16 protein-coding genes and 1 pseudogene are annotated in these 17,518 nt (G+C 44.8%); 16 read left to right on the top strand and 1 reads right to left on the bottom strand.

Annotated features, from left to right (window positions below; translation table 11 throughout):
* The first annotated feature begins 54 nt into the window (after nt 1-54).
* The 11 genes and pseudogenes from EEL30_20770 (at nt 55) to tag (ending at nt 11,238) form a co-directional block, all read left to right on the top strand.
* A complete protein-coding gene (locus EEL30_20770) occupies nt 55-1,296 on the top strand; it encodes an MFS transporter (protein ID QDX94502.1) in 1,242 nt (413 codons plus the stop codon).
* A gap of 112 nt (nt 1,297-1,408) precedes the next feature.
* Nucleotides 1,409-2,173: a (S)-ureidoglycine aminohydrolase gene (locus tag EEL30_20765; protein QDX95841.1), complete on the top strand. Its 765-nt coding sequence runs from the start codon at nt 1,409-1,411 to the stop codon at nt 2,171-2,173.
* 122 nt (nt 2,174-2,295) lie between these two features.
* A complete protein-coding gene (locus EEL30_20760; GenBank protein ID QDX94501.1) occupies nt 2,296-3,345 on the top strand; it encodes an ureidoglycolate dehydrogenase in 1,050 nt (349 codons plus the stop codon).
* Between the two features lie 37 nt (nt 3,346-3,382).
* Nucleotides 3,383-4,432: an ureidoglycolate dehydrogenase gene (locus EEL30_20755; GenBank protein ID QDX94500.1), complete on the top strand. Its 1,050-nt coding sequence runs from the start codon at nt 3,383-3,385 to the stop codon at nt 4,430-4,432.
* 122 nt (nt 4,433-4,554) lie between these two features.
* Nucleotides 4,555-6,297 (top strand): acyl-CoA synthetase FdrA, encoded by a 1,743-nt coding sequence (gene fdrA, locus EEL30_20750; GenBank protein ID QDX94499.1) that lies wholly within the window; start codon nt 4,555-4,557, stop codon nt 6,295-6,297.
* Nucleotides 6,298-6,379: 82 nt separating this feature from the next.
* The gene (locus EEL30_20745; GenBank protein QDX94498.1) at nt 6,380-7,645 is read left to right on the top strand and encodes a DUF1116 domain-containing protein; all 1,266 of its coding nucleotides are present in this window, start codon (nt 6,380-6,382) and stop codon (nt 7,643-7,645) included.
* A 26-nt stretch (nt 7,646-7,671) separates the two neighbouring features.
* Complete coding sequence (locus tag EEL30_20740) at nt 7,672-8,586, top strand: DUF2877 domain-containing protein (protein ID QDX94497.1); 915 nt, start codon at nt 7,672-7,674, stop codon at nt 8,584-8,586.
* A complete protein-coding gene (arcC, locus tag EEL30_20735; protein ID QDX94496.1) occupies nt 8,568-9,527 on the top strand; it encodes a carbamate kinase in 960 nt (319 codons plus the stop codon). Before EEL30_20740 ends, arcC begins: the two co-directional genes overlap by 19 nt.
* 95 nt (nt 9,528-9,622) lie before the next feature.
* Nucleotides 9,623-10,092, top strand: a pseudogene (locus EEL30_20730) (hypothetical protein).
* A 33-nt stretch (nt 10,093-10,125) separates the two neighbouring features.
* Nucleotides 10,126-10,506, top strand: a complete 381-nt coding sequence (locus tag EEL30_20725) for a RidA family protein (GenBank protein QDX94495.1) — start codon at nt 10,126-10,128, stop codon at nt 10,504-10,506.
* Nucleotides 10,507-10,665: 159 nt separating this feature from the next.
* On the top strand, nt 10,666-11,238 hold the full coding sequence (gene tag, locus EEL30_20720; protein ID QDX94494.1) for a DNA-3-methyladenine glycosylase I: 573 nt from the start codon (nt 10,666-10,668) through the stop codon (nt 11,236-11,238).
* 431 nt (nt 11,239-11,669) lie between these two features.
* On the opposite strand, the gene EEL30_20715 is transcribed toward tag, so the two are convergent.
* The gene (locus EEL30_20715) at nt 11,670-12,833 is read right to left on the bottom strand and encodes an MFS transporter (GenBank protein QDX94493.1); all 1,164 of its coding nucleotides are present in this window, start codon (nt 12,831-12,833) and stop codon (nt 11,670-11,672) included.
* Nucleotides 12,834-12,997: 164 nt separating this feature from the next.
* Here EEL30_20715 and EEL30_20710 point away from each other — a divergent pair, with 164 nt between their 5' ends.
* The 5 genes from EEL30_20710 to EEL30_20690 all read left to right on the top strand — a co-directional run bounded on the left by EEL30_20710 (nt 12,998) and on the right by EEL30_20690 (nt 17,376).
* A complete protein-coding gene (locus EEL30_20710; protein QDX94492.1) occupies nt 12,998-13,936 on the top strand; it encodes a 3-hydroxyacyl-CoA dehydrogenase family protein in 939 nt (312 codons plus the stop codon).
* An 87-nt stretch (nt 13,937-14,023) separates the two neighbouring features.
* The gene (locus tag EEL30_20705; protein QDX95840.1) at nt 14,024-15,181 is read left to right on the top strand and encodes a hypothetical protein; all 1,158 of its coding nucleotides are present in this window, start codon (nt 14,024-14,026) and stop codon (nt 15,179-15,181) included.
* Nucleotides 15,182-15,479: 298 nt separating this feature from the next.
* Nucleotides 15,480-15,692, top strand: a complete 213-nt coding sequence (gene tlp, locus EEL30_20700; protein QDX94491.1) for a small acid-soluble spore protein Tlp — start codon at nt 15,480-15,482, stop codon at nt 15,690-15,692.
* 200 nt (nt 15,693-15,892) lie between these two features.
* On the top strand, nt 15,893-17,023 hold the full coding sequence (gene mnmA, locus EEL30_20695; GenBank protein ID QDX94490.1) for a tRNA 2-thiouridine(34) synthase MnmA: 1,131 nt from the start codon (nt 15,893-15,895) through the stop codon (nt 17,021-17,023).
* A gap of 17 nt (nt 17,024-17,040) precedes the next feature.
* A complete protein-coding gene (locus EEL30_20690; protein ID QDX94489.1) occupies nt 17,041-17,376 on the top strand; it encodes a hypothetical protein in 336 nt (111 codons plus the stop codon).
* Nucleotides 17,377-17,518: the final 142 nt, after the last annotated feature.

Genomic DNA, 17,518 nt, shown 5'->3' with positions numbered 1-17,518 from the left:
TGACATCTTGGCGTATAGATTGCCCACAACCTCATCATAAGGAGCAGAAAAGAGATGAACGAACAAACCCCAACAGCTAAACAAGGTGGACTTGAGTATTGGAAAAAGGTCGTCATTCTGTTTTGTCTTGGGTGGACTGTCATCTGGATTTACAGAACTGTACTGAACCCGATTTTACCGGAAATTAAAGTACAGCTTGGAGTTGAATCTGATGCCAGCATGGGTCTGATATCCAGTATGTTTTTTCTGGCGTATACCTCTATGCAGATTCCATCCGGCTTTCTGGCTGATAAATTCGGAAGAAAAATAATGCTGATCCCGGGCTTCCTACTCTTTGCTTTCGGGGCCTTTACCGTCGGGATCGCACCATCCCTGATTTTCCTGCTTGTGGGCAGTTTCCTGGCAGGACTTGGACAAGGGACCTATTACGGACCGGCTTACTCGATCTCATCCTCCGCGATCCCGAATGAAAAACGGGGCTTCTCCACCGCTATTATCAACAGCGGTTCGGCTCTCGGAATGGCTCTCGGATATATCGGTTCCTCTTACCTGGTGAAAGGGCTCGGTTGGGACTGGAGGCCTTTGCTTTTTGTCACAACTGCCTTAATTGTTATTATGGTTATCGCATTTGCCAAAGTCATTAAGGAAAAACCGGCTGCAAATGCCGTTGCAGGAAGCAAGGAAAAAGATGCGGATGATAAAGCATCGATGAAAACGCTTTTTGGTGATATCCGGATGATTTCGGCTTATGTTATTTACTTTTCCGTATGTTACGGGTATTACATGATTGTGACCTGGCTGCCAAGTTACCTGCAAATGGAGAGAGGATTTCAGGGTGCCGCTATCGGTTTTGCGTCAGCTCTGGTTGCCTTTGCTTCTGTGCCGGGTGCCCTATTGTTCAGCCGGTTGTCCGACAAGTTCAAGAATAAAAAGATTATGGTTGTCATTATTTTACAAGTCATTGCCGCAGTTACCCTGTATTTGACAGTTGCGATTCAAAATAACGAACTACTGATTTTGTTCCTGATTATGTACGGATTCTTCGGTAAACTGGCCGTCGACCCGATCATGATCTCCTACGTAGCAGACATTGCACCTAAGAAAGGATACAGCACAACGTTCGGTGTGTTTAACTTTTTCGGGATGATGTCTTCTGTAGTCGCTCCATTCGTAACCGGATTGATTTCGGACGCTACAGGAAGCAAGATCTTAGGCTTCTACCTTGCTATCGGCATCATTATTGTATGTACGGTATTCCTGTTCTTCGCGAATATGAGGAAGCGCCCTGCGCATTAAAAGGAAACCGCTTGATAAGCAAGTGATCCAACTTGGAAAATAATTTCGAAGTATGTATACTGGTGGAATCCATTTTACACAAAAACATAAAGAAGAATTGGAGAGAAATACAATGGGATATCCAACTGACCTGCTGTCTAGCCGTTCTATCATAAAACATGGCAAATATGCGTTGATTGCTCCGGAAGGTCTGGTTAATAACGTAGTTCCGGGTTTTGACAACTGCTCCATGTCTATTCTGGCAACCCCGAAGCTTGGAGCAAGCTTTGTGGATTATGTGGTTACGATGCACAAGGGAGGCAAAAACACAGACGGCTTCGGCGGACAAGAACATATCGAAACCTTCGTTTATGTGCTGGAAGGTGAAGTAAAGGCATCAGCTGATGAGAAGACGTATACGCTAACAAGCGGCGGATACCTGTACTGCCCTCCAGGAACAAAGATGTATCTGGAAAACCTGATAGATAGTGACAGCAGACTGTTCTTGTATAAACAAAAGCATAAACCGTTAAAAGACTTGAAACCATGGATTGTTTCCGGCAACTCGAATGATATTCCGGAAGAAGACTATGATGGAATGACTGATATGCGGATTCAGGATCTGCTTCCGAAAGAACTTGCTTTTGATATGAATTTCCATATATTAACTTTTGATCCCGGAGCATGCCATCCATTTATCGAGACGCATGTGCAGGAGCACGGAGCTTACCTGCTTTCCGGTGAAGGGCTGTACAACCTCGATAACGAATGGATTCCGGTGAAAAAAGGTGACTATATCTTCATGGGTCCTTATGTACAGCAGGCTTGCTATGCGGTTGGCAGAGAGAAACTCGCTTATGTCTACTCTAAAGACTGCAATCGGGATGCGGATCTATAAGAATAGGGTCCACGGTAGATAAGGACGATGGTAAAAGGCGATCCGCTTTTTACCATTCTCCTTGTTAGCAGGGAGTGCGATTATAAAGGTGCTGAAATCGAATTTAACAGAGGTGTCGGAAATTGAGAGTATCCAGACAAAAGTTAAAAGAGCTGATTACGAAAAAACTGCACAAAGCTGGTTTAACGGAAGAACATGCCGATGATGTGGCGGAGGTTCTGGTTCATGCCGACATAAGAGGCATTCATTCTCATGGAGCTATGAGAGTGGAATACTACGCGGAACGGATCGCCAAAGGCGGTTTAAATACAGATCCGAAGTTTACGTTTGACAAAACCGGTCCAAGCACAGCGGTATTCGACGGGGATAATGGGGTAGGCCATGTGGCTTCCAAACTGGCTATGGATGAGGCTATCAAGATGGCCAAGGAAAACGGGATAGCGGTTGTCGGCGTCAGAAGAATTGGTCACAGCGGAGCCCTTTCTTATTTTGTACGGCAGGCGGCCAAATCCGGAATGATCGGCATTTCTGTGTGCCAATCAGATCCGATGGTCGTTCCTTTCGGCGGTTCAGAGCCTTATTACGGGACCAATCCGATTGCTTTTGCCGCTCCTAGCCATGATAACCGGATCATGACGCTGGACATGGCGACGACGGTACAGGCTTGGGGCAAAATTCTTCATGCCAGATCGAAGCAGGAGTCCATCCCGGATACATGGGCGGTGGATAGAGAGGGCCATCCGACAACAGATCCGTTCAAGGTGAATGCCCTGCTCCCAATTGCCGGTCCAAAAGGATATGGTTTGATGATGATGGTGGATGTGCTTTCAGGTATCCTGCTTGGTCTTCCATTCGGGGATAAAGTCTCTTCGATGTACCATGATCTGACCGAATACCGGAATCTTGGACAACTTCACCTTGTCATTAACCCTGCCTTCTTTACTGATCCGGACGTGTTTAAACAGCATATTTCGAACACCATGGACGATTTGAACCGAATCAAACCGGCGCCCGGCTTTAAGCAGGTGCTTTTCCCTGGACAAAATAATGATCTGATTCAGGAAGAATACGAGAACAATGGCATTGAAATTGTGGATGAGGTGTATGAATACCTGGTTTCTGACATCGTTCACCGGAATGCTTATGATCATAAAGACCCTTTTGCCAAATAAAAAAGCGCTTGTGGTGTAGAAAGGTAAGGTGGCACAAATGAGAGTAACCAAGCAAGAGCTGAAGGATTTAATCACCCGCAAACTCCATAAAGCAGGTTTGACCATGGAGCATGCGGAAGGAGTAGCTGACGTCCTAGTCCATGCCGATGCGAGAGGTGTTCATTCCCATGGTGCCATGCGTGTAGAATACTACGCCGAACGGATTGCCAAGGGTGGTACCAATGCGTATCCCACGTTTACATTTGAAAAAACGGGTCCTTGCACCGCTGTTTTTGACGGAGATAATGGGGCAGGGCATGTAGCGGCTAAAATAGCGATGGACGAAGCTATTGCAATGGCAAGAGATAACGGACTTGCGGTTGTCGGCGTTCGAAAAATCGGTCATAGCGGAGCCCTATCTTATTTTGTCCAGCAGGCAGCCAAAGAGAATATGATCGGCATCTCGGTCTGCCAGTCTGACCCGATGGTTGTACCATTTGGCGGTTCGGAGCCTTACTACGGTACGAATCCGATTGCCTTTGCTGCACCCGGTAGCGGGGACGACATGATTACATTCGATATGGCGACGACGGTCCAGGCTTGGGGGAAAATCCTGCACGCCAGATCAAAAAATGAAACAATCCCGGATACATGGGCGGTGGATAAAGAGGGTCACCCAACGGCAGATCCTTTCCAAGTGAACGCCCTGGTGCCGATAGCCGGACCTAAGGGGTACGGCCTGATGATGATGGTCGATGTTCTTTCTGGCATTTTGCTCGGACTTCCGTACGGGAATAAAGTATCCTCTATGTATCATGATCTGACGGAATACCGGAATCTGGGACAGCTTCATATCGTGATTAACCCCGCTTATTTTACAAGCCTGACCGGATTTTTACAAAATATTACGAACACAATGGAAGATTTGAACCACATTAAACCGGCCCCTGGAGTTAAAGAAGTCTCCTATCCGGGACAGCGTAGTAAAATTCGCGAAGAAGAGAGCGAGCTGAACGGGATCGAAATCGTGGATGACGTTTATGACTATCTGGTGGCGGACGTTGTTCATAGAAACCAATACGACAACAAAGATCCTTTTGCCAAGTAATGTAACTGCTTGTCTATAAGGAGGATTTATACCTTCCTACGCAGCACCTTATTTCTTTAATCAATTACCGCTTTGACGCTTCAATGAATATAACTTATCTGACGGAAGAGGTGCTTGTACGTATGCTATATTCCATCATTAAAGAAAATTCCTATCAGGATTCAGTTAACCTCATGCTCCTAACCAACAAGATTTCTGCGATGGACGGAGTAAAACAGGCCTCCATTATGATGGGGACGCCAGCGAATAAAGAGATTTTCCAAAATACCGGCATGTATACAGATGAACTCGAAAAAGCGGGTCCTAACGATATGTGTATAGTGATTCATACAGAAAGTGAAGAAAAAGTATCCCAGGTGCTGACAACCATTGAAGATGAATTGAAGAACCAAGCGGTGAGCAGTAGCAAGCAGGAATTCGAATCCGTGCGAACTTGGGATAAGGCGCTTCAGGCTTTGCCTAATGCTAATCTTGCCCTTATCTCTGTACCCGGCCAATATGCGGCGGAAGAAGCGGAAAAAGCACTTGATCGCGGGCTGCACGCCTTTATTTTTAGTGATAACGTTGACATCCAAGACGAACTACGCCTGAAACAAAAAGCGCATGAAAAAGGTTTGCTGGTCATGGGTCCAGACTGCGGAACCGGGATTCTTTCCGGTATCCCAGTAGCTTTCGCTAACGTGGTGAAGGACGGCAATATTGGAGTTGTGGGAGCTTCAGGAACTGGCATTCAGGAAGTCACCACCCTCATTGACCGTTTGGGCGGAGGAGTGAGCCATGCTATCGGAACAGGCGGACGCGACCTTTCTGAAACGATCGGGGCTATTACGATGTTGGATGCCATTCAGGGGCTTGAGAAACACAATGCCACAGAAGTGATCGTGGTCATTTCCAAACCGCCTGCAAAAGAAGTGCGGAATCAGGTGGTACGGCTTTTGCACTGCGTGTCGAAACCGGTAGTTGCTATTTTCGTAGGCGAAGAACCGGAAACGCATGAAGGCAGGGTATATTATGCCCATACGCTGGAAGAGACTGCTAAGATTGCCGTGGACCTGTCTAAAGGCAGGGAAGTCAAGGCGAACTACAACAAGCTAAACACGGAAGCACCGTCAGCTGAGCTGAAACCGGAGCAAACAGCAATTAAAGGTCTGTACTCAGGTGGTACACTCGCTTATGAAACCGCTGTCCTTATGTCGAAAGGTCTTGAACTGGGGCAGCTGATTCATGAAGACGGGTACATGCTGAAAGCCAAAGGGCATGAAGTAATCGACCTAGGGGATGACAAATATACGCAAGGTAAACCTCACCCGATGATTGATCCGGAAACGAGAATCCATTACATCGAGCAGGCAGCCTTGGACGAATCTACAGCGATTATTTTGCTGGATGTCGTTCTAGGCTACGGTTCTCATGAAGATATGGCTGGCGCTCTGCTACCTGTCATTGAGAAAACGCAAAGTGAAGCCAAAGCAAAAGGAAAAAACCTGTATTTCGTGGCAACAGTGTGCGGAACCGAAAAAGACCCGCAAGATTACCAAGAGCAAAAAGCTAAGCTTGAGCAAGCAGGCGTAATTGTTAAAGAAAGCAACAACCAGGCTGTACGGACCGCCCTGTCGATGATGGGCATCCAGCTTCAGGACAAGGATAAATCATTCACTCTTGCAGAGCAGTATGGACAAGGAGACATCATTGTTTCAGAATCCATCACCAAGCTACTGAGCGGAAAACCGGGAGTAGTGAATGTGGGACTCAAGAAATTTGTAAATGCAGTAACTAGCTACGGTGGAAGTGCCGTTCACTTTGACTGGCGCCCGGTAGCTGGAGGCAATGAAAGAATGCGTAAGATTCTGAGCTTGCTCAAGTAAGCTGTGGTGTCATTCTCAGCGATTCGTTCGACCAAACTTTTACGAAATTTCGAATATAAATATCCGATTAGGAGGATGTAGCATGTACGGATCTTACCAAACGATAGATGAAGCAAATCAGGCAGTTATTCAAAAAATTGTAGCCGGTGCCCCGTTTCTAGTGGACGTGGTTCCTGCTAAATCCGTAGTAGAAGAATTAAATGGTCAGGTGCTTCTGCACGCCGGTCCGCCGATTCAATTCGACGACATGACAGGCCCCATGCAAGGAGCTTGCGTCGGAGCGTCCTTATTCGAAGGCTGGGCGGCTAATGAAGAAGAAGCGATGAGCATGCTGAAACAAGGGAAAGTCACCTTCATTCCGTGCCATCATGTCAAAGCTGTCGGTCCTATGGGCGGCATCACTTCCGCCAACATGCCACTTCTGGTTGTAGAAAATCAGACAGACGGCAACCGCGCTTATTGCACGATGAATGAAGGAATCGGAAAAGTGCTACGATTTGGAGCCTATTCCGAGGAGGTCATCCAACGTCTGAGATGGATGAGAGATGTGTTGGGACCTACCCTCTCAAAAGCTTTAAATCAAACCGAGACCGGCCTAAATATCAATGTAATGATGGCAAAGGCAATCACTATGGGAGACGAATTCCATCAGCGGAATATCGCAGCTTCTCTCGTATTCTTGAAAGAAATAAGTCCGTATATCCTGCAAACAGACGTATCCGAAAAAGACAAATTCGACGTGGTGAAATTCCTGGCTGACACCGACCAATTTTTCCTGAATATAGCCATGGCAACCTCTAAAGCTGTTCTGGATGCTGCAAGAATGATTGAACACGGTACCGTGGTAACAGCTATGTCAAGAAACGGAAAAAACTTCGGCATCCGAATCAGTGGTATGGGAGACAAGTGGTTTACCGCTCCGGTTAATACACCCCAGGGTTTGTTCTTCACAGGCTACTCCCAAGAGATGGCAAATCCGGATATTGGTGATAGCGCCATTACGGAAGCATTCGGTGTTGGCGGTATGGCAATGGTGGCTGCTCCTGGGGTTACCCGCTTTGTGGGTGCGGGCGGATTTGAAGATGCGCTGGCAACCAGCAATGAGATGACGGAAATCTGCATTGACCAAAACCCAAATTTCACGATTCCAACTTGGAACTTTCAAGGAATCTGTCTCGGTATTGATGCAAGAAAAGTAGTTGAAACAGGCATCACACCGGTAATTAATACAGGGATTGCCCACAAAAAACCGGGAGTAGGACAAATCGGTGCGGGTACAGTTCGTGCACCCCTGGCTTGCTTTGAAAAAGCTCTTGAAGCTTATGCACAAAAACTGGGACTGATTTAACGAAACGAAGAACAGGGGAGAGCGGCATGAAAGATTCGATCCAGATAGACGGGGTGTACAGCCGATCTGTGCGCCCTCTCCTTCAGGCAGGTGAACCGGGCTATGTGCATAGTGTATTTCAAAATGGATGGAATATCCGGATGGGAGAGGGACTTATTTTTATAGGCAGCACGAAGAATGGGCAGCTTCCTTTCGGGATCCATCTGGAAGACAGGCAAGTGCCAGAGCTCATTTCTTTGATCAAGAAAGATGAAACGGTTCGCTATGACATCGGTAAGTCGTCTCTTCTCTTTTCTTCGTTCTGCATTAAATTGGATCATCAGGAAGCTTATCATTCCAGTATAGGAGCGAAAACGGATCGACCGGAGTCGCTGCTCCGTCTTTTGGATGCGTTTGCAGCCGAGCTACTGATTTATAGTCAGCCTACAGGAGTAGGTATTTCGGTGGAGCATTTTATCGAATGCTTCATGAAGGAATCTCATGTTTCCTGTTCGGATAGTGAACGGAGGGTTATGCATCTGATGGATGCGGCTCTGACTCGGAACTTATCACAGATCGATGAGATACTCAGGTACTGGATTGGACGGGGAGAGGGTCTGACACCTTCTGGAGATGACATGCTGGCGGGAATGCTCGCAGTGGATGCGGTAACGGGGATGTTCACGGATACTTTCCGCTTGCATTTATCTGAACTGGTGGAGAAAGAAGCCCTGACCACGGATATCAGCCGGGAATACCTGAAGTACGCGTTGAAGCGGGACTTCAGTTCGGTGGTGACAGGTGTTTTGAATGCTCTTCTGCAAAAGGATACAGACAACTTGAATGAGCGGACAAAAGAATTGCTGCGTGTAGGACACAGCTCGGGTCTGGATACAGCATTTGGCATACTGATCGGTATGCTGATTATAAGGAGGAACTCAAATTGGCACAAAAAGTTGTGATTGCGCTTGGTGGTAATGCTATTTTACAACCCAAACAGCAGGCAATCTATGAGAATCAACTAGAAAATGTCCGGAAAAGCTGTGAGGTGATCGCCCGCATTGTGGAGCAGGGCTATGAAGTAATTATCACACATGGAAACGGACCTCAGGTGGGAAATATATTGCGTCAGCAGGACGAAGCCAAGGAAGTGGTTCCGCCGTTCCCCCTTCATGTGTGTAGCGCAGAATCCCAAGGCTTTATCGGGTATATGATGGATCAATGCCTGAAAAATGAGCTTCAAAAGCTCGGACTAAACAATGCAGTTGTGAGCATGCTGACACAAACGGAAGTATCAAGGAAAGATCCAGCATTCCAAAATCCAGCTAAACCTATCGGTGTTTTCTACAGCGAAGAAGAAGCCAAACGTCTTGCGGAAGAAAAAAGCTGGATTGTCAAGGAAGATGCGGGCAGAGGCTGGCGCCGTGTAGTCCCGTCTCCTATGCCGAAATCCATCATCGGAGCGGATGTAATTCAATCTCTGACTGACCAGGGGACCATTGTAATTGCCGCAGGTGGGGGAGGTATTCCTGTATCCCGACAAGCGGACGGAACACTTGTGGGCGTGGAAGCTGTTATCGATAAGGACCGCAGCGGTTACCAGCTTGCCCAAGATGTGCAAGCGGATGTTTTTATGATTTTGACCGATGTTCAAAACGTGTATGTGAACTATGGAAAACCGGATCAAAAATCACTGGAGACAATATCGCTGGAAGAAGCCAAGCGGTATGCGGATGAGGGCCAGTTCAGCGCGGGAAGTATGGGGCCTAAGATGGAATCGGCCATAGGCTTTGCTGAAAAAGGCGGAACCGCTGTCATTTGTTCACTGGAACAGGCGGATCTGGCTCTGGAAGGAAAAGCGGGTACACGCATCATCCAAGATAATTTGGTTAACTGTAAATAATTGAAGAACCATTAAAAGAACCTATGCACTGAGAAGGTGACTCCAATATTCATTTGGGGTCATCTTTTTTTACGTCGACTGGTAGGGTGGTAGTTATTCAGGTACAGACAACAACCGAGCAGGAGTTCGATGATCAATATGACAAGGTTATGATTGCTACGGGAGCGTATGCCGTTGTCCCCCCGTTTGATAACAAAAACCTTGTGAACATTTTCACGATAAAAAGTTTGCAAGATGGGCTAGCCTTAAAAGAAATGGAAATGAGTTCTGATTACAAGCGAGTAGTGGTCATTGGTGGCGGGTTGTACAGGATAAAAATCAGACCAATTATTATCCAGGTCAGGTAGACATCCATGTGAAACTGATTTATGATGCAGAGACAAGGGTCATTCTTGATGGGCAAATTATTGGAAAACAAGGCTCTGTCTTGCGAGTTGATGTACTGGCAGCAGCTATTCACAACAAGATGACAACAGAAGAGTAAGGAATGCTTTATCTATGCTACTCTCCACCGTTTTTACGAACATGGTATGTGCTAAATATAGTGGGGAATGTAGCAAAATAATCGTAGAGTAGAGAACAAAGGGGAGGATCATTAATGAAAAGACAAGTAATTCATACCGAGAAAGCACCTCAAGCAATCGGACCATACTCACAAGCTATTAAAGTAAATGGCATGGTTTATACTTCAGGTCAATTAGGTTTTAAGCCAGGAACGGCAGAGCTATTTGAAACGGTGGAAGAACAGACTCATCAAGCGCTAAAAAATCTGCAAGCTATCTTAGAAGAGGCTGGAACAAGCCTAGAAAATGTAGTGAAAACAACTGTATTCGTTCAGGATTTGAACGACTTTGCTAAAGTGAATGAAGCCTACCATATATATTTTCAACAAGATGCTCCTGCACGTAGTTGCGTACAAGTAGCTGCCTTGCCCAAAGGTGCACTAGTAGAAATTGAAGCGATTGCAGTGATTGAGTAGAAAAACATTAGTAGGTTAGGCTATAAAAAGAGCACCTTTGCTTATCTTGAGCAAAGGTGCTTTTTTACCATTATCTCTTGCGTAACAGGTTAAGGTTCGATATGATAGATTTACTAAAAAAGGAACGTTTGTTCGTAAGTGGTTGAGGAGGATATCAAAATGAATAGATGCGGCTGGGTAAATCAAGATCCCTTATATATAGATTATCATGATAATGAATGGGGAGTACCAGTCTATGATGACCGGTTACTCTTTGAATATATTAATTTGGAAGGCGCTCAAGCAGGGCTTAGTTGGTACACAATCTTGAAAAAAAGAGAAAACTACCGCTTAGCCTTTGATCAGTTCGATCCATACAAAATTATAGCCTACGATGAAAAGAAAATAGCAGAGCTACTGAATAACGAAGGAATTGTGAGAAATAAGCTTAAAATTCACTCGGTTATTACCAATGCCAAAGCTTATCTTGCTGTTGTGGAGGAATTTGGATCGTTTAGCACATACGTATGGTCATTTGTAGATGGCGAGCCGATTCAAAATCATCCTTCAAGTCTACAAGACGTTCCTGTATCTACAGAAATTAGTGATAAGCTGAGTAAGGATATGAAGAAGCGTGGGTTTAAGTTTGTCGGTTCTACGATCTGTTATGCATTCATGCAAGCGGTTGGAATGGTAAATGATCATGTTGTAGATTGCCATTGCTATAATAAGCAGTCAGTAGAGAAAAAATAAAACCATCTTAACATCTTTATGTAAGCATTTTACAGGAATTATTTAGTACTAAATAGAAAAGGTGCGTATCCAAATCATTTTTGCTGAACTTGCTAAAGAGCCCAAGGTATTTATGAAAACAAGGAACAAATTCCGCCTGATGCTCTGAAGAAAATACGTGCCAGTCTGTTTTCTCCACGCATCAGAAAGACAAATGCGGAAGTACTTGCCCACCTGATAAACGTGCAGAAGCCTATCAATTGTTCCGGTGCATATTTTGGGGTGCCCAGGATAAAATGTATGGTTTGTCAAAAAAGATGGAGCAGCAGCTACTTGTAGCGAATATCGGGCTTACAATGCTTGAGCTGCCCCATCAATTTCCTATTTCTCATCCCAAAAAAGTTGGAGAAATTGTATCAGCGTTACGGATAGAAAGTGGTTTAGAATAGTACTCACATGCTTGTGATCTGTTCCCTTTTTCTATCGTGGGGTAACAAGAAGCACAGCAACGCTCCAATAGCAGGCATTACAACGACCACACACAAAATAGGAAATAGGCCAACTCGGTCAGCTAGGATTCCCAACAGCAACAAGCAGATGCCTGACAGACCACCTGTAAATCCAATGACGAGACTAGAAGCCATTCCGGCACGCTTAGGCATTAAATCTTGGGCAAATACAACAGCCACCGAGAAGGTAGACATTAACACTAGTCCGAGCATAAACAGCAGAAGCATTGCTGTAAAACCATTCAGCCAAGGGAGAAGCAAGGCAAGCGGTGCACTAAGGATTAGGGACAATTGGATGACTCGACGCATGCCAAAGCGATCACCTAGTGGCCCTCCAGCTAGCGTACCAATTGCACCGCCCAGTAAGAAAAGAAAGCTGTAGACCCACACATCTGCTTCTTTAATGCCATAAGTAGCAATTAGAAAAAGGGGAAAAAACATGACGATTCCCGCATTGGATAAGGTTCTGCAGGCGATCACTGTAATTAAAGCTATTAGTCCAGGTTTAATGGGTGGTTTTTCCGTAGCTTCTGGTTGTTTATTTTTCTTTTGTAAGGTTCCACTTTTCTTAGCAAACAGGAAAAAGACACAAGCAAACACCATTGCGATGCTATACAGCCAGACCGTTCCACCAAGACCTGTCAGGGATAGGAACCATAAGCTAAGCGGGGCCAAGGCCATTCCTGCATTCCCACCAATTTGAAAGACTGATTGAATGGTTCCACGTTGTAAGCCTGGTAGTTGATGAACGCATTTGTTGGCGTCAGGGTGGTAGGCAGCTGATCCGAGAGAAGCGACCATTACTGCGAATAATAACCAAAAAAAATTGCCATTCCATGAAATGGCGTAAATCCCAGTGCCCAGCATGAGGAATCCTAGAGGCATGAACCATGGTTTTTCTCGCCGGTCTGAGAATAATGCGAGAAACGGTTGAAAGAACCCGCCAAATAGATTATTGACTAGTACGAGCAGGCTCATTTGGGTGTAAGTAAGTCCATAATAAAGATGTAATAAAGGTAAAATGGCTACAAGAACACCATTAAAAAAGTCATTAGCAAAATGAGAGACGCTTAATAGTCCTAATCTGACTTTCATTTGTGCGTACAAAGTAATCCTCCTCTATCGCCATACATTTTTATAATTATCATTTCTGATATGGATAATCATATATCCACCTATTTACATATACAACCGTTTTGTGAAGATTCAAGCAAATCATTCCCTGATAAGAGATTCTTTTTTACAATGAAAGAAGAGAGGGGGACTTGCATATGGTGAAAAGAGTAGCAGTCATCGGAGCAGGCGTAATGGGGCACGGTATCGCCCAAGCATATGCCGGCGCTGGGATACAAGTTAACTTATATGATCCAGATGAACAAATGCTTCAAAAAGCGAAGAACATGCTGGAGACGAGCATGAGTCTTTTTATACAGGAGGGGGTTTGGGACGAGGAACACAAGGAGAATACTTGGGCGAACCTGCGAGTAACCACTAATTTATCTGAGGCACTTAACTCTGTGGAGCTAATTACGGAAGCGATTCCAGAAATTCTAGAGCTAAAATGGAAGTTATTTGCGGATATAGAAGCCATTGTTGATGAGGACATTATTATTGCTTCTAATACATCCACGATTCCGCTATCTCAATTAGCAGCCCGCGTTCAGCATCCAGAGCGCATGGTGATTACACATTTTTTTAATCCACCGCAGATTGTCCCGTTAGTGGAAATTGTCAAACATGAACGAACGACTGATCACGCAATTTCAACTGTAATGGAAGTAATGACACGTATCGGTAAAGAACCTATTCTGTTGCAAAAAGAAGTGCCCGGCTTTATTGCTAACCGGCTACAGGCTGCCCTGATACGTGAAGCCTTTCATCTGGTAGAAGAAGGAGTGGCGGACGCAAGAGCGATTGATACCGCTGTAACGGCTGGTCCAGGCTTTAGATGGTCCAAGATTGGACCCATGCAGACCGTCGACTTTGGCGGGTTAGATACTTGGATGCGAGTCATGCAGAATTTAGCTCCCGTTCTAAGTAAGGAGGAGAAAACTCCAGGCATAATCAGGCAACATGTCGAAGCGGGAGAACTTGGGGTTAAGACAGGAAAAGGATTATTCGACTATACAGATGAAGAAGTATTACGAGAAACACACAAGCGAGACGTGCATTTTCTGCGTTTGTTAGCATTACAACAAGAACAATTGTAATGATGTGAAGCCTTGCAAGTCAAAGCGTGAGAACATCAGCGAAATGGGGGTTGAAGTGTGGCTACTTCATTAGAAAAAGGGATGTTTATGTATGCATGGACGGTTCATGAAGTGGGGACAAAGCGCGTTCTATCTGATATGCAAAGAGTTGGGTGCAATACGGTGGTGATGAATAGCAGTTACCATCAGGGGCGATTTTTTCAACCGCAAGCAGAGCAGCTTCTTCAAGTACCACACGCAGGCATATTTTTCCGTCCTGATCCGACCCGCTATGGTCGAATACAGCCTGTCATACATCGGTCGATGGCTAAAGAGGAGTTATTTCCACGTATGAAGGAAGCGTGTCAGGAGCAGAACATGCATTTTCACACCTGGTGGGTAGGGGTGCATAATTCTGCAATAGGTAGTCAATTTCCTGAATTGTGCGTTCAGAATGTATGGAAGGATACGTTTACATATAATTTGTGTCCAGCCCAGCCCGACGTAAAGGAGTACATAAGGGCCTTATTTGAGGATACGTTATCTCATGTTCAACCGGAGCGGATTATTGTAGAAGCAGCTGCTTTTATGACGATGAAGCATGGCGGCCATCATGAGATTAATCTGTTGCATGTAGGTGAAGCAGCCCAATGGTTACTTTCGCTTTGTTTCTGCCCAGCATGTAAACAAATTGCAACAGAGCGAGGCATTGATGGAGACGACGTGCAGGAGCTGTCCAAACGCTTGCTTAAACCGATGCTAGTCCAAGATTATGGTCCACTCCCAGAGGAAGGTAGCCAAATTGCATATCTGATGCTTTCCTATCCTGAATTGTATGCATACCAACAATCCCGTGAACAAACCATTACAGACCTAGTTGGTAGCTTGCATGAAATCGCTGGACGTTATCAGGTAAAAGTGGATTATATTCCGTCTTCTACCCCGTTTTCTGTAAACCAGTCTTTCTGGGAGGGAGTGTCGTTACGTCACATTGCTCCTTTTGTGGATCGCTTTGTTCCATTGATGTATGGAGATCAGGCTGACTCCCTGAGATATGGAGTTCAAAATTTACGATTACATGATGCTCACCAAGAGATTGGTGCTGCACTCTCTTTGCATCATCAACGGGTTAAATCAAAAGGAGCCCTGGTAGAAAAGGTGAAGACTGCGGTAGAAGAGGGAGCGAGCTGTCTCTATTACTACAATTATAGTGTGGCCAATGAGAGACGCTTGTCTTGGGTTAAAGCTGCCAACGAATCTGTATAGTCATGAGGTACATAAAAATAATCCTCTTCCTAACGCCAATCTAGGCGAGGAAAGGGGCTTATCATGATTCGATTATACCCATCGCCAGCACAAAATAGGGTAGTAATGATAGAAGATGCTCCATTGTTCTCCCAGCTAGAGAGCCTACTAGCCAGAACAGAACGGTATCCATACATGATAGTAAGACATTCACGAAGTTGATGGGCATGGAAAGTTAGTAAATGTCAATGTGCATAAAATCTCCTTTTTGGAAAAAAATAAATAATATCACAGTAGCATAATTAGGAGGAAAACTAACATGGCAAAACCAGACGATCGTTCCGATAATGTCGCAAAACTAAAGAAAATGATTGAAAACACGCAGCAAAACATCAGCGAGACAAAAGATTACCTACAATCGCATGAGAACGAAATCTCCAACAATGATCGCACAAACCTAGAAAATAAAAATGCTCGTCGAGAAGAGAGCTTAGACGCATTTAGCTCGGAGGTTGAAGACGAACTGCAATAAGAATATCAATATTTCACGTTGATTGTCTGACCGTTAGTGCCGAGTGCACGACGGTCTTTTTGCATAGAGTAGCTTATTTTGCCTACCATTTCCCTTTCCCTTTGAACTTTAGTATAATGGACTTATTTTCAATCGTTCTAATTGTGAATATCAACTATGAATTGATTAGGAAGCTTGTTGGTGCAGAGAGGGGATTTAACATGAAAAAACCTGAAGATACACGTGTCGTTGTCGGGATGTCCGGTGGGGTCGATTCTTCCGTGACCGCTTTGCTTCTGAAGGAACAGGGCTACGACGTAATCGGCATCTTCATGAAAAACTGGGACGATACAGACGAATTTGGTCATTGTACGGCGGAAGAAGATTATCATGATGTGCGCCGCGTATGTGATCAGATCGGTATCCCTTACTATACAGTTAATTTTGAGAAGGAATATATGGACAAGGTATTCTCTTATTTCTTAGATGAATACAAAAGTGGACGTACTCCAAATCCAGATGTGATGTGCAACCGAGAGATTAAGTTCGGTGAATTCTTAAACAAAGTGATGGACTTGGGGGCGGACTACGTAGCAACTGGCCACTATGCGCGTGTGGAACTACGTGATGGTGAATATAAATTGCTAAGAGGCGTCGATGAAAACAAAGATCAGACCTACTTTTTAAATCAATTGGGTCAAAATCAACTAGCTAAAACCTTGTTTCCGATTGGACATTTACCAAAAAAGCAAGTGCGTGAGATTGCCGATCGAGCAGGTCTTGCTACAGCTAAGAAAAAGGATAGCACAGGTATCTGTTTTATTGGAGAACGTAATTTCCGTGAGTTTCTACAAAACTATCTGCCTGCTAAACCAGGTACGATTGAAACAACAGATGGTGAGGTTATCGGTAGCCATGATGGCTTAATGTACTACACGTTAGGACAACGACAAGGTCTTGGAATTGGTGGAGGAGCAGGAGAAGGATTACCATGGTTTGTGGTTGATAAAGATTTAGAAAGAAACGCTCTAATTGTGGGACAAGGCTCTAACCACCCTTGGCTCTACTCTTCTTATCTCATCGCAGAACAGGTGAAGTGGGTAAGCGACGAGTCAAAAGAAGATGTTTTTACCTGCATGGCTAAATTCCGCTATCGTCAGCCGGATCAACAGGTTACGGTTTGTCGTATAGAGGGTGATACGTACAAAGTCGATTTTAAAGAACCACAAAAAGCAGTAACTCCTGGGCAAGCGGTCGTATTTTACCAAGGAGAAGCATGTTTGGGTGGCGGCACCATTGATAAGGTATATATAGATGCGAAGGAAGCGGCAAAAGCTGGCACACAAGCTTAGTCGCAAGGAGGAGCCGGATGGACAGTACAAGGAAATCGAAACTGTTGATCATCGGATTTTTGGTTGTAAGCGTACTAGCGGTTGTTGCGGCTTTCTTCGGATTCAGACAAGCAAAAGATGCGAATCTAGAAACGATTAAGCAGGCTATTGCCCAGCAAGGTGGACAGTTTACTTCTGCTGCTGTGATACCGTTAGAAAAAAGCCCTTTTGACAAAAGTAATAAGGGTAACACGATTTATCAAGTAGAGTATCAAAAAGCGAATAAAAGCTATACTGCTTACTATCGAGCGTTTAATGAGCTGTCTATAATTCGCGAACCGGAAAAGTGGATTTATCCAGAAGAGAAGAAATAAAAGGACATCAAGAAGAAGCAAGTGGAAACGAGAATAACTAAACCCAGAAACCAGAAAAAGCAGGCAAGGAGCCAAAACTCCTGTCTGCTTTTTCTGACGTGACCATTATCATTTGGTAGTTTATGCAATCAAACGGGATATT

Origin of the sequence: Brevibacillus laterosporus, assembly GCA_007833815.1 — a bacterium.
Classification (GTDB): Bacteria; Bacillota; Bacilli; order Brevibacillales; family Brevibacillaceae; genus Brevibacillus_B; species Brevibacillus_B laterosporus_D.
The sequence above is the reverse complement of the archived record's forward strand: the minus strand, read 5'-3'. Positions and strand labels throughout refer to the sequence as shown.